The organism is Streptomyces sp. NPDC055025 (assembly GCF_053608565.1).
This window is the reverse complement of record NZ_JBSGVS010000004.1, coordinates 65,499-79,890: the sequence shown is the minus strand read 5'-3', so window position 1 is coordinate 79,890 and position 14,392 is coordinate 65,499. Positions and strand designations below refer to the sequence as shown.

At 72.6% G+C, this 14,392-nt stretch carries 7 protein-coding genes; all 7 read left to right on the top strand.

The window, feature by feature from the left end:
• Positions 1-18: 18 nt before the first annotated feature.
• The 7 genes from ACWGDX_RS03990 (at position 19) to lysX (ending at position 14,365) form a co-directional block, all read left to right on the top strand.
• Positions 19-4,617: an amino acid adenylation domain-containing protein gene (locus ACWGDX_RS03990; RefSeq protein WP_453621979.1), complete on the top strand. Its 4,599-nt coding sequence runs from the start codon at positions 19-21 to the stop codon at positions 4,615-4,617.
• A gap of 54 nt (positions 4,618-4,671) precedes the next feature.
• Complete coding sequence (locus ACWGDX_RS03985) at positions 4,672-4,983, top strand: MbtH family protein (protein WP_453621977.1); 312 nt, start codon at positions 4,672-4,674, stop codon at positions 4,981-4,983.
• Position 4,984: 1 nt separating this feature from the next.
• Positions 4,985-10,351, top strand: a complete 5,367-nt coding sequence (locus ACWGDX_RS03980) for a type I polyketide synthase (RefSeq protein ID WP_453622188.1) — start codon at positions 4,985-4,987, stop codon at positions 10,349-10,351.
• 604 nt (positions 10,352-10,955) lie between these two features.
• The gene (locus ACWGDX_RS03975) at positions 10,956-11,708 is read left to right on the top strand and encodes a 2OG-Fe dioxygenase family protein (RefSeq protein ID WP_453621975.1); all 753 of its coding nucleotides are present in this window, start codon (positions 10,956-10,958) and stop codon (positions 11,706-11,708) included.
• An 83-nt stretch (positions 11,709-11,791) separates the two neighbouring features.
• Positions 11,792-12,385, top strand: a complete 594-nt coding sequence (locus ACWGDX_RS03970) for a hypothetical protein (protein WP_453621973.1) — start codon at positions 11,792-11,794, stop codon at positions 12,383-12,385.
• The gene (locus tag ACWGDX_RS03965) at positions 12,382-13,404 is read left to right on the top strand and encodes a BtrH N-terminal domain-containing protein (protein WP_453621971.1); all 1,023 of its coding nucleotides are present in this window, start codon (positions 12,382-12,384) and stop codon (positions 13,402-13,404) included. Before ACWGDX_RS03970 ends, ACWGDX_RS03965 begins: the two co-directional genes overlap by 4 nt.
• A gap of 79 nt (positions 13,405-13,483) precedes the next feature.
• Complete coding sequence (gene lysX / locus ACWGDX_RS03960) at positions 13,484-14,365, top strand: lysine biosynthesis protein LysX (RefSeq protein ID WP_453621969.1); 882 nt, start codon at positions 13,484-13,486, stop codon at positions 14,363-14,365.
• Positions 14,366-14,392: the final 27 nt, after the last annotated feature.

The following is a 14,392-nucleotide window of genomic DNA, read 5'->3' as shown; positions in this document are numbered from 1 at the left end:
GACAAGGAGTCACCTGCCATGGATCTGCCGACCCGGCCGGACGCACCGGTGGACGGCGCGGCCCCGACCGACCTGACCTCGCTGCGGTCGCGGCTGGCCGCGCTGAGTCCGCAGCAGCGCCGGCTGGTGGAGCGGATGCTGGCCCAGCGCGGCGCCGACCTCGGGATCACCCGCCGGGCCGGCGGCGCCGCCGAGGCCCCCTGCTCGTTCGAGCAGGAGCGGCTGTGGTTCATGTACGAACTGCTGACCCGGCGGGAGATCTTCCATGTCCCGGTCGCGCTGCGGCTCGACGGCGAGCTGGACGCCGGGGCGCTGGAGCGGGCGCTCCAGCGGCTCGCCCTGCGGCACGAGGCGCTGCGCACGGTCTTCCGCCAGCGGGACGGCCGCCCGTACCAGCTGGTCCTGGAGCGGATGACCCTCCCGCTGGAACGGATCGACTGCGCCGCCGCCGCGGACCCGGCGGGTACGGCCCGGCGCCACGCCTCCCAGCTGGTCACCGAGGACTTCGACCTGACCGGCGGCCCGCTGCTGCGCTGCACGCTGTACCGGATCGGGGAGCGCGCGCACCTGCTGGCACTGGTGCAGCACCACATCGTCTCCGACAACTGGTCGCTGGGGATCCTGCTGAACGACCTCGGCAAGCTGTACGCGCGCGAGCGTGGGGAGCCGGTGCGGCTGACCCCGCTGGATCTGCACTACCCGGACTTCGCCGAGTGGCAGCGGGCCACGGTGGACGGCGCGTCGATGCGGCGCACCCTGGACCACTGGCGCGAGCGGCTGGACGGCGCCCCGAGCGCGCTGGACCTGCCCACCGACCGTCCCCGGCCCGCGATCCGCGGCAGCCAGGGGCAGTTCCACCATGTGCGGTTCGGCGCCGATCTGGTCGCCGGGCTGCGCGAGCTGGCCCGGCGGCACGACACGACCCTGCTCGGCGCGTTCCTGGCCGGTTACGTCGCCCTGCTGTCCCGGCTGGTGCGCTCCGACTCGCTGGTGGTCGGCGTGCCGGTGGCCGGCCGGCCGCGCGCGGAGATGCAGCGGATGATCGGGTACTTCCTGAACTGGCTGCCGATCCATGTCCGGGTCGGCGACCGGCCGGACCTGCACACCCTGGTACGCCGTACCGGCGCCGCCCTGACCGAGGCGATGACCCACCAGGACGTGCCGTTCGACATGCTGGTGCGGGAGTTGCAGCCCTCCCGCCGTCCGGGCGAGACACCGATCTTCCAGACCTCCTTCTCGCTGCGCGACGGCGCTCCCACCCCGCCCGGGATGCCGGGCCTGGAGATCTCCTTCGCCGAGCTGGACGGCGGCGCGACGCACTACGACCTGATGGCCGAACTGTGGTGCGAGGGCGACGAAGTGGTGGGCTATCTGCCCTACGACGACGAGCTGCTGGACGGCGAGACGGTGGCCCGCTGGGCGCGCTGGCTGGAGGCGCTGCTGCGCGCCGGCCTGGCCGCGCCGGACGTCCCGGTCGCCGATCTGGAGATGCTGGCGCCCGACGAGCGCGTGGTGATCCCCGCCCGGGGACCGACCCGGGCCGGGGACGCCGTCCCGTCCGAGGGAACGCTGCACGCCGCGTTCGCCGCGCGGGCCGCCCTGCGACCGGACGCCGTCGCCGTCTCGGACGAGACGGAACGGCTCAGCTACGCGGAGCTGTCCGCGCGGGCCGACCGGATCGCGGCGGCCCTCCAGGCCCGGGGCGAGGGGCCGGGCAGCATCGTCGGCCTGGTCGTGGACCGCGGCGTGGACCTGCCGGCCGCCGTACTCGGGGTGCTCCGGGCAGGCGCCGCCTATCTGCCGGTGGATCCGGAGAACCCCGCCGACCGCACCGCGGACCAGTTCGCCGAGTGCGGGGTGCGGACCGTGCTGGCCACCCCGGCCACCGTGTCGGCGCCCGCGCTGGACGGCGCCGAGGGCGGGCCGCGGACCCTGGTGCTGGACTGGCAGGACCCGGCATGGGCGGCCGGCGCCCCCGGGCCGGCCGCCGTGGACGTACCCCCGGACGCGCCCGCCTACGTGATCTACACCTCCGGCTCCTCGGGCCGGCCCAAGGGCGTGCTCGTCGCGCACCGCCATGTGCTGCGGCTGCTGGCGGCCTGCGACGAGCATCTGCGGCTGGGTCCCGACGACGTGTGGACGCTGTTCCACTCCTACGCGTTCGACTTCTCCGTCTGGGAGATCTGGGGAGCGCTGCTGCACGGGGGCCGGCTGGTGGTCGTACCGCAGTGGGTCACCCGGGCCCCGGACGTGTTCGCCGAACTCGTACTGGCCGAGCGGGTCACCGTGCTGAGCCAGACCCCGTCCGCGTTCGGACAGGTGAGCGAGGCCCTGCTGGAGCGTCCCGATCCGCCGGCGCTGCGCTATGTGGTGTTCGGCGGGGAGGCGCTCAACCACGCCGCGCTGCGCCGCTGGATGGGCGCGCACGGGGACCGGGGGCCGGAACTGATCAACATGTACGGGATCACCGAGACCACCGTGCATGTCACCGTACGGCCGGTGCGGGAGGCGGATCTGGCCGAACCGGCGTCCCTGATCGGCCCGCCGCTGCCGGACCTGTCGCTGTACCTGCTGGACGGGGCGCTGCGTCCGGTCGGTACCGGGGTGCCCGGTGAGATCTTCGTCGGCGGGGACGGGGTGAGCCTGGGGTATGTGGCCAACCCCGGGCTGACCGCCGAGCGGATGCTGCCCGACCCCTTCAGCGGGCGTCCCGGCGCCCGGATGTACCGCAGCGGCGACCTGGCGGTGCGCCGTCGCGACGGCGAGCTGGTCTATCTGGGCCGCGGCGACGACCAGGTGAAGGTGCGCGGGCACCGGATCGAGCTGGGCGAGGTGCAGACGGCCCTGGACGCGCTCGACACCGTCGCACGGGCGGCCGTGGTCCTGGAGCGCGACCGGATCGGCGCGGCCACCCTGGCCGGATACGTGGTGCCGGCCGCGGACGCCCGGACGAGTGGCGCCGGGATCCGCCGGGCGCTGCTGCGCTCGCTGCCGGAATGGATGGTGCCGGCCTCGATCACCCTGCTGGAGGAGCTGCCGCTGACCCGCAACGGCAAGCTGGACCGCCAGGCCCTGGCCGACCGCCGGGACCAGGCCGCGGCGACCGGACCGCGCGGCGAGCCCCCGCGCGGCGACACCGCGCGGGAACTGGCCGGGATCTGGAGCGAGTTGCTCGGCGTGCCCGCGGTCGGCGGCGAGGACAACTTCTTCGAGCTCGGCGGGCATTCCCTGATGGTGATGCACCTGGTGGCCCGCATCCGCGCCGTGCTCGGTGTCGAGATGCCGATGGACACCTTGTTCCACCGCCCCCAGCTCCAGCCGCTGGCCGACGCGGTCGACGAGGTGCGCTCCGCCGCCGCGACCGCCGCGACCGCCGTGACACCGGTTCAGGACGCGGCCGCGAGCGTGGCGGCCGGGAGCGCCGAGCCGACCGCCGCCGGACCCACCGCCGAACTGGCCGCGGTACGCGCCGACCTGGCCGCCAGGGCCGCCGGGATCCCGCGCCCCGGCCCGCGCGCCGACGCCGACCGGAACACCGTCCTGCTCACCGGGGCCACCGGCTTCGTCGGCCGGTTCGTGCTGGCCGAACTGCTGGCCGGCGGGGCCCGTGTGCTGTGCCTGGTCCGCGGCGGGGCCGCCCGCCACGGGCAACTGGTGGCCGGGATGGCCGGACTCGGCCTGTGGCGCGAGGAGCACGCGGCGCGGCTGGAGCTGGTGGACGGTGACATCGCCGCGCCCGGCCTCGGCATGACCGGGGCGGACCGCGACCGGCTGGCCTCGGACGCGGGCCGGATCGTCCACACCGCCGCCTGGGTCAACCACGTCTATCCGTACGAGCGCCTGGCCGCGGCCAACACGCACAGCATGGCCGCTCTGCTGGAGCTGGCCGCCCGCGGTCCCCGCTCCGCCCTCACCCTGGTGTCCACCAGTTCGGTGTACGACTCCGGCGCCTACCCTCCCGGCTCCACCGTGGTGCCGGGACCGCTGCGGGCCCTGCCGTCCGCGGCGAACGGATACGTACGGTCCAAGGCGATGGCCGAGCAGTACCTCGCTCTCGCCGCCGAACTGGACGTACCCGCCGTGGCGGTGCGGATCCCCAGCGTCTTCGGCGACCAGCACAGGTTCCAGATCAACCCGGCCGACGCGGTGTGGAGCTGGTCCCGGGCGATGATCGAGACCGGCGGCTTCCCGGAGAGTTTCGCGCTGGTGGGCAACGAGCTGTTCCAGGCGCTTCCCGGGGACGCCGTGGCACGGGCGGTGCTGCTGGCCGACCGCGACCACACCGAGGCGGGCGCCCGCTATCTGGACGCCGTCCCGGAGGCCATCGGTGACACCCGGGATCTGGTGGCGGCGATCCGCGCCGCCGGGCACCCCCTGCGGCCCTGCCCGGACCGCGACTGGTACTCCCGGGTGGCCGGCCTGGACCCGGACAGGGTCTGGGTGGCCGGCCTCGCCGGCCAGGTCGCCGCCCGGCTGGCGGCGGATCCGTCCGCCGCCGCTCCCCGCACCCTGCGCCGCTTCACCGCCCCGGACGGACTGGGCGAACTGCTGCGCACGCGGGCCCTGCACACCCCGGCCCAGTTGGCCGGGTACATCAGGACGCTCGACGCGTCCTGACCTGTTCGACCACGTCCCCGGCACAGCCGCCGGACGGACCGCGGTCGGAACCGCATGAACACGCGACCGGAACCGACCGGGGAGGATGCCCAGCCCCAGTCCTCGCACGGCAAGGACGAGACCGCACGCCATGAGATGGGAGTGACAGTGAGCACGGACGAGCGTAGGTACCTCGTGGTGCGCAACCACGAGGACCAGTACTCGATCTGGCCCGCCGGGCAGGACATCCCGGACGGCTGGGCCGCGGAGGGCTTCGACGGCCCCAAGAACGACTGCCTGGCGCACATCGCCGAGGTGTGGACCGATCTGCGGCCGCTGAGCCTGCGCCGCGCCGTTGGCGACGAGGGAGACGTACGCGTTGGCTGAGATGGTGCAGAACCCGCCCGTGACCCAGGACCGGGCCGAGGAACCGCTCGCGGTGATCGGTATGAGCTGCCGGTTCGCCCCCGATCTCGACACACCCGGCCAGTTGTGGGACTTCCTGCGCGCCGGACGCAGCGCGGTGGGGGAGATGCCCGCCCGGCGCTGGGACCCCTACGAAACCAATCCGCAGACCAGCGCCATCCTGCGCCGGACCACCCGCAAGGGTTCGTTCATGCGGGACATCGAGGGCTTCGACGCCGAGTTCTTCCAGATCACGCCGCGCGAGGCCGAGTACATCGACCCGCAGCAGCGGATCATGCTGGAGCTCGCCTGGGAGGCGCTCTGCGACGCCGGGCTGCCGCCGACCGCGCTGGCCGGCACCGACACCGGTGTCTATGTGGCGGCGAACTCCAACGACTACGGCCGCCGGCTGCTGGAGGACCTGAACCGTACGGGCGCCTGGGCGGTCAACGGCACCACCTTCTACGGGATCGCCAACCGGATCTCGTACTTCCTCGACACGCACGGCCCGAGCATGGCGGTGGACACCGCCTGCGCGGGCTCGCTGACCGCCCTGCACGTGGCCGCCCAGAGTCTGCGCGGCGGGGAGACCGGCGTGGCGATCGTCGGCGGGATCAACATCATGGCCTCGCCGGCCCTGGTGGTGGCCCTGGACGCGGCCTCCGCGACATCCCCGGACGGGCGCAGCAAGGCGTTCGACAAGGCGGCCGACGGCTACGGACGCGGTGAGGGCGGCGGCGTCGTCGTGCTGAAGCGCCTGTCCGACGCGGTCCGCGACGGGGACCGGGTGCACGGGCTGGTGATGGGCAGCGGTGTGTTCCAGGACGGCCGCTCCGACGGGATGATGGCCCCGAACAGCGACGCCCAGCGGCGGATGCTGGAGGAGGTCTACCAGCGGGCCGGGATCGACCCGCGCACGGTGCAGTACGTCGAGGCGCACGGCACCGGCACCCGGCTCGGCGACTCCGCCGAGGCCAGGGCCATCGGCAGTGTCTTCGGCCCCGGCCGGGACAGCGACGACCCGCTGCTGATCGGCACGCTCAAGCCGAACGTCGGACATGTCGAGGCCGCCTCCGGCATCGCCGGTGTGATCAAGGTGCTGCTGGGGATGCGCCATGGCGAGCTGCCGCCCAGCCCGCACGACGAGGCCGATCCCGAACTGGGCCTGGAGGCCGCCGGGATGCGCCTGGTCGGCGAGACGACACCGTGGACCGGGGGCGAGCACGGCCGGCGCGCCGGGGTCTCCAGCTACGGTGTGGGCGGCTCGATCGCACACGCCGTCCTCCAGCAGGCCCCGGCGCCGCGCCCGGACGCGGCCGGCGATACCGGAGAACCGGCCCGGCTCCGGGTGTTCCCGGTGTCGGCGGCCTCGGAGCAGGGCGTGCGCGGGCTGGCCGGTTCGGTGGCCGACTGGGTGCGCGCGCACCCCCGCACCGGCCTGGACTCACTGGCCCACACGCTCACCGCCCGGCGCTCCCATCTGACCCGCCGGGCCGCCGTGGTGGCCGGCACCACCGAGGAACTGCTCGCCGGACTGGACGCGCTCGCCGACGACGAGACCTTGTCCGCGGTCGCCACGGGAGCGGCGTCCGCGTTCGGTGACAGCGGCGCCGCCGGACCGGTCTGGGTGTTCTCCGGGCACGGTTCGCAGTGGTCCGGGATGGGCCGGGAACTGCTCGACACCGACCCGGCGTTCACCCGGGTGATCGACGAACTCGCCCCGGTGTTCGCCGAGGAGCTGGGCTGGACCCCCCGGGAGGCGATCGAGGCGGGCGGCCCGTGGACCGTGACCCGTACCCAGGCGATGACCTTCGCGATGCAGGTCGCCCTCGCCGAGGTGTGGTCGAGGCTGGGCCTGCGTCCGGGAGCGGTGATCGGGCACTCGGTCGGTGAGATCGCCGCCGCCGTGGTCGCGGGCGGCCTGGAGCGGGCCGAGGCGGCGCGGTTCGCCTGCCGTCGCGCCGGGGCTCTGGACCAGGTGGCCGGACGCGGTGCCATGGCGATGGTGCCGATGGCCTTCGGTGACGTCGAGGAGCGGGTGGCCGGCCGGGACGGCGTGGTCGCCGCGATCGCCGCCAGCCCCCTGTCCACCGTGGTGTCCGGCGACATCGACGCCGTCGAGGCCCTGGTGGCCGAGCTGGCGGCCGAAGGCGTCCAGGCCCGCCGGGTGAACACCGACGTGGCCTTCCACAGCCCGCATGTACGGGAGGTGCTGGACCAGGTCGGACAGGCCGCCGGAGAGCTGCGCGCCGGCGCCCCGCGGGTGCCGCTCTACAGCACCGCACTGGCCGACCCGCGCTCGGACGCGCCCCGCGAGGGCGGGTACTGGAAGGCGAACCTGGCCGATCCGGTGCGCTTCCACCAGGCGGTGCGGGCCGCGCTGGACGACGGGGCCCGGGTGTTCCTGGAGGTCTCCTCGCACCCGGTGGTCGCGCACTCGATCACCGAGACCGCGCTGGACGCGGGGGTCTCCGACGCCCAGGTGGCGATCACCCTGCGCCGGGAGCGGCCGGAGCTGCGCACCATGCTGGCCAATCTGGCCCGGCTGCACTGCCTGGGCACCCCGGTGGCCTTCTCGTACCCCGGTGACCTGGTGGACGTCCCGGCGGTGCGCTGGCAGCACCGGCCGTTCTGGATCTTCCCGGACACACCGCAGGAGCAGGGCGCGGGCCGGGGCCACGACCCGGACACGCACACGCTGGTCGGCGGGCACACCACCGTCGCCAGCGCCCCGGTGCAGCGGGTCTGGCAGACCGAGCTGGACATGTCCAACCGGCCCTACGCGCAGTCGCACAAGGTGGTCGGGGTGGAGACCGTGCCCGCCTCGGTGGTGCTCAACTCGTTCATCGGCGCCGCCGCGGGCGGGGGCGAGGTGCCTTACGGGCTGCGCGACATCGTGTTCCGCATCCCGCTGGCCGCGCACCCGCCGCGCGTGGTGCAGGTGGTGATGGAGCAGGACAAGGTCCGCCTCGCCAGCCGGATCAAGCGCGAGCAGGAGGGCGGTGGCGGCCAGGACGACGAGTGGCTGACCCACACCACGGCCACCGTCGTGCGCGAGCCGGAGGTCGGGGCCACCCCGATGGAGGACCCGGACGTGATCCGGGCCCGCTGTCCGGTGTCCTGGACCTGGGCCAAGGTGGACGGGATCTTCCGGACGATGGGCGTGGACGGCTACACCTTCCCCTGGGTGGTGGAGGAGCTGGTCCGTGGCGAGGACGAGCAGCTGGCCACCGTGACCGTGGACCACACCCCGAAGCTGCACCCGTCCAGCTGGACCGCCGTGGTCGACGCCGCGCTGACCGCCAGCGGCGTGCTGGTGATGAGCGAGGACTCCAGCGTGCTGCGCACCTGCTCGCACCTGGAGTCACTGGCCTTCCGCGGCGCCCCGCCCGGACGGATCTTCGTACACACCACGCGCAGCCCGCACACGCCGGACACCATCGACATGCTGGTGGCCGACGAGAGCGGCCGGGTGGTGTGCGAGGCCCGGGGTCTGCGCTACGTCAAGGTGCAGGACATCGGCTCCGGCGCGGTCAGCCCGCGCGACCTGGTGCACGAGCTGGCCTGGGAGCCGCTGGAGGTGCCGGCCGGCGCCCCGGCGCCGCGACGGGCCCTTCTGGTGGGGCGGCCAGCCGGCGGTCCCGCGCTGGTCGAGGCGCTCGCGGCGCGCGGGGTGGAGTGCCGGGCGGTGCCGGACACGTCCGCCATCGGCGACGGCCTGCTCGCCGCGGGTGACGCGGTGATCGTGGCGCCGCCGGCCCTGCTGCCCGGGGAGGTCCCCGAGCAGGCGGCCCGCCGGTGCTCGCAGGCGCTCCTCGACGCCGTACAGCGGGTGGCCGCGATACCGGACGAGCGGCGCCGGCCCACCGTCTGGGTCCTCACCCAGGGGGTGCGCGAGGGGAGTTCGGAAGCCGCGCTGGCGCACGCCCCGCTGTGGGGCGCGGGCCGGATCGTCGCCGGAGAGCGTCCCGATCTGTGGGGCGGCGTCATCGATGTGTCCGAGGGCGCCGGACCGGCGTCCGCGGCCGGGCTGATCGGCGCCGTGCCGCCCACCGAGGACGTGCTGTCCCTCGACCCGGAGGGTGTGTACGTCGCCCGGCTGCGGAAGGTCGAGCGGCCCGCCGAGCGCGAGCCGGTGGACTGCCGTCCGGACGGGACCTATCTGATCACCGGCGGACTGGGCGCGCTCGGCCTGGAGGCCGCGGCCCATCTGGTCGAGCAGGGTGCCCGCAGACTGGTGCTGATCGGCCGGCGGGGCCTGCCGTCGCGGTCGGAGTGGGACCGGGTGAGCGACCCGGCGGTCGCCGCGCAGGTCGCCGAGGTGGCCGCCCTGGAGGCGGCGGGGGCCACGGTGCGGGTGCTGCGGCTGGACATCTCCGATCCCGAGGCGACCGCGCGGGCGCTCGATCCCGGTGCGCTGGACATGCCGCCCGTGCGGGGCATCGTGCACTGCGCCGGTGTGGTGTCCGACGCGCTGGTGGAGAAGAGCAGCGCGGCGAACCTGGACACCACCATGGGGCCGAAGGCCGACGGCGCGATGGTCCTGCACCGGCTCTTCCCGGCCGGCACGCTGGACTTCTTCACCATGTTCTCCTCGTGCGGCCAGCTGGCCCGGCTCACCGGCCAGGTCAGCTACGCGTCGGCGAACTCCTTCCTGGACGGGCTGGCCGCGCTGCGGCGGGCCCGGGGCGAGTCCGGCGCGACCAGCATCGCCTGGGCGCAGTGGATCGGCCGCGGGATGGGCGAGACCACCGGCAGGGCGACGATCCTGGAGGCCGAGTCCCGCGGGCTCGGCGGGATCACCGTCACCGAGGCGCTGCGCAGCTGGAGTTACGCGGACCGGTTCGGCCTGCCGTACGTCGCGGTGATGCGGGTGATGCCCGACCACACGCTGCCGGTGTTCTCGCATCTCTCGGTCACCGACGCCGGGGCGGAGAGTACCGGTGGCGGCGCGGTGGACTGGTCGGCCGTGCCGGCGGCGGAGCTGGCGGAGAAGGTGCTCGCGGAGGCGCACCAGCAGGTGGCCGCCGAGCTCAACCTCGCGCCGGACGACATCGGGATCGACCGGCCGCTGCTCGAACTCGGGGTCGACTCGGTGCTCACCGTGGCGCTGCGCGTGAGGCTGCACCGGTGTTTCGCGGTGGATCTGCCGCCCACGATCCTGTGGAGCAACCCGACCGTCCGCGCGCTGGCGGAGTTCCTCGCCACCGAGGTCGGGGGCGCAGCGGACGAGAGCGACGGGGCGGGCGCCGAGGCCTCGTCCGCGACCGGGGAACCGGGCGCGGACGGCGGACCGGCCCCGGCGGGTCAGGTGCGGTCGGACGCCCCGGTGGCCGAGCCGGTCGGCTGACCCTTCGGCGCGGCCACCGAGCGGTGGCCGCGCCGGTGACCGGCCCGGGGTGGTGAGGATCTCGCCACCGGCTCCACCCGGACCCGGGACGGTGCGATCCATCTGTCCCGGGTCCGGTCCCGCACCGACTCTTCACATACTGCGAAGTTGGGACACCAGCCCCTGTCGACCGGTGGATCCACCCCTGTTGGACGTGTTCCACCGGGCCCGAAAGCCGCGACCGGGGCGACAGCCGACAAGACATCGATGTAAGTGTATGTAGTATAATTCTCGCGATGACTGTGGCTTCTACACAGAGACTGCAATCAACGCAGATCGCCGCACACCGAGGGTCGCAGAGAATCCTGTCTACCCATCGTGCTCGACTGAGCTCGAGGTGGTGATCACGGCACCGGTTCTCCTCTCCAGGGCACCTGAGACGGAAGAGAACCGGGAGGGTAGCGCCACACTCTGGGCCAGATGACACGCGTTCACGTTGAACCGCTGAGGGGAAGCCAATGATGGACGACTCCGACCGGGCACTTGAGCATGCGGTAGTTACCAACAGGAGGAGCAGCACCCGATCGGGCGGATCGGATCCGGACGTTCAGGTCGGGACCCGGTGATGGACGACAAGTCGACGCCCGGAGAACTTCGCGCCGACGACTTCGCCCAGTACGGCTGGACACATGGCCGTCTGCGTCTGCCGACCGAGGGAGACGACTGGCAGCGGTTCGCGGCATCGTGGAACGAATTGGTTCCGGATGCCTACCTCGGCTCGGCACGGTGCCGCCGAAATCGCCGGTACGGCAGAGTACTCGCCCACCGCGACGGCATTCTTGAGCCGTTGCACGGCAGCGAGTTCTTCCAGACCAAAATGGTCAACCGCGCGTTCGGCGATCAGTTGCGCGTATTCGAGCCGCTGACCGACACCGCGTTGGCGAGCACCCAATTCACCCGGATCCTGAGCGAGACCGTCGCACTCGTCAACGAGGTGGCGGGGAAACGCGACTGGGAACTCGGAATCCACTTCATCCGCGTCATAGCCGACGCCCAGGAAGCCTCCGAACCCGCGCCGGAGGGACGGCACTCGGACGGCCACGCGTATGTGGCGATCCATCTGATCGGACGGCACCAGTGCGGCGGAGGCGAGAACCAGCTCTTCCGGCGCCGTGAGTCGCGGGCGCAGTACACGGTCACCATGACCGAGCCGCTGGAGACCCTGCTGCTGTCCGACACGACGATGGAGCACTCCGTCAGCGAGATCCGCAGCGAGGATCCGCACGCGCCGGGCTGGCGGGACACGATGATTGTCGACTTCAACACCGTCCTCGACCTTGCCGGCGTGGCGGGGCGCACTCACACCTCTCTTCCGTGACCGGGGGTTCGATGAGCCAGATATCAAGCGATTCGGTGCTCACCCGAACGAAGTCCGACCGCCCCGTGCGGACGCTGCCCGGAGTGACGTCACCGCCGGAATTCTGTCTGATCGGTATCGACGACCTGCTCAACAACCGGGCCACCACCAGCGTCGCCGATCTTGAGCACGGACGGTTGAACGCATGGGGGAACTCCTTCCCGGCGGAAGAACTGCCCGAGCCCGGCGCCCTGATCGAGGTGGCCGGCATCCCCTTCCAGTGGGCGGACGCCCACGCCGAAGGGGACAACGTACGGTGCGAGGGACAGCTCATCGACATCCCGTCCCGTCCATACGACTGGATCTACCTGCTCGCCGCCTCGGAACGGCGCGGCGACAGCACGCTCTGGGCACATTACGAGGACGGCCACTGCGACGCGCTCCGGGTGGGCGTCTCGGATTTCCTGGACGGCACACCGGCGTTCGGCGAGGTGCCCGCGTTCCGCACCCGTCGGATGCACTACCCCCACCATGTCCAGCAGGGCCTGCCCACCACGATGTGGCTGACCCGGGTCGGTATGCCACGCGCCAGCTCCGCGCGGGCGCTACGGCTGCCGCGGTCCGTCGCGTTGCATGTCTTCGCCGTCACCCTGCTGACCGGACTCGACGCACGGCTCGCGGAGGGGACGGCGATATGAGCGACACCGCGGAGCGGATCCAGTTGTGGACACGCGACCTGGGCAGCTGTCTGCACGCCACGCTCGCGACCGTGCTGCTCCATGACGGTCATGACCCGGTCACCGTCCTGGGCGCACCGTGGGAGTTCCGCCGCCGCCCCGGGGCCTGGACCTCCGAGGAGTACTACTTCCTCTCGGAACCCGACTCGCTCGCCCAACGGCTCGCCCTGTACCACCCGTTCGAGTCGACCTGGCACCGCGGCGGAGACGACGGACTGGACGAACTGCGCGACGCCCTGGCGGCGGGCGTGCTGCCCATCGCCGCGGTGGACAACTTCCATCTGCCGTTCCGTCCCGCCTTCCACGACGTGCACGCAGCGCATCTCCTGGTGGTGTACGGGATCACCTCGTCCGAGGTGTTCGTGTCCGACGCCCAACCGCCCGCGTTCCAGGGCGCGATCCCCGTCGCCGATTTCCTGGCGAGCTGGGGGTCGCCCAACCCGCCCGACGACGCCGACGTGTTCTTCAGCGCCAGCCCCAGTGGCCGGCGCTGGCTGCGGACCCGTATGCGGGGACCCGTCCTGGACCCCGACCTCGACTGGCTCGGCCGGGTGATACGGGACAACGTCGCCCGCTACCGGCGGGAATCCCCCGCCGGCATCCAGACGGGCGCGGCGGGCCTGCGGCGATACCTCGGCGAACTGTGCTCGCTCACCCCCGGTACGGCCGCGGCCGCCGACGCGCTGAGCGAGCTGTACGTGATCAGCTGGAACATCCAGGCACAGACCGGCCTGCACGCGGAGTTCCTGCGTCAGCAGGGGAAGAAGTGGGAGATCCTCGAACTCGCGGAGGCCGCGGCCGGTGTGGACGCCGTCGCGCACGGCTGGACCGGAGTGCGTATGACGGGCGCGCACGCGCGGGTCTGGGAGCGGCACCGGTTCGACGAGCTGCGAAGGCACAGTACGGAACTCGTCCGCCGCCTCGATGTCGCGCTCGAACAACTGGAGCTCGCGGCGGACGTGTTGTCCCGATCGGCATGACCGGTCGGGGACCAGTATCCGAACCACCCGGCATGGACCCACGCCGACTGATGTACGGCGTAGATCGGGAAGGGCAGTCGTGGACAGAACCGGTATGCCGATAGCCGTCGTCGCCTCCCGGATCCGCCGGGAGGAGCGACTGATCCTGGAGTCGTTCGAGCGGCGCGGTCTGCTCTACGAGCACGTGGACCCGAGGAAACTGACGGTGCTGCTCACCGACGGCCGTCCGCCCTATCGCGCGGCGCTCATGCGCGAAGTGAGCCACAGCCGCGCCACCTCCGTCGCGTCCGTGCTGAGCGGACTCGGGGTTCCCACCCTCAACCGGCCGGAGACACTGGACGTCTGCGGGGACAAGCTCCGTACCGCGGTGGCGTTCCACGCCGACGGACTCCCGATCCCGCAGGCGGCGGTCGCGTGGGGAGCCCCGTCCGCGCTGGACGCCATGGCCAAGCTGGGCTATCCCGTGGTCGCCAAGCCGGTGACCGGATCATGGGGGCATCTGACGACCCGGATCCACGACGAGGAGCAGGGCAGGTCCATCCTGGAACACCGGGCCGCCCTGCCGAACCCGCAGCAGCACGTGTTCTATCTCCAGGAGCACATCGACAAGCCCGGACGTGACATCAAGTCGTATGTCGCGGGCGACCGGGTGGTCTGCGCCATCTACAAGAACGCGGTGGACGACTGGCGGACCAACACCGCCATCGGCGGCGCCGCCACACCCTGCCCGATCACCCCCGAACTGACCGAGCTGGCCCTGGCGGCGGCGCGTGCGGTGGGCGGGGGCTTCCTCGGCGTCGACATACTGATCGACCAGCAGGAACGCATGTACGCGAATGAGGTCAACCACACCCCCGAGTTCCACGGTGCCATCGACGCGACCGGGATCGATGTCGCGGGATTCATCGTCGACTGGGTGATCGAGGAGATCGAGTCGTTGGAAGCGGCGGAGAAGTCATGAGACACGCGTCGCTCCGGACCGAAGAGA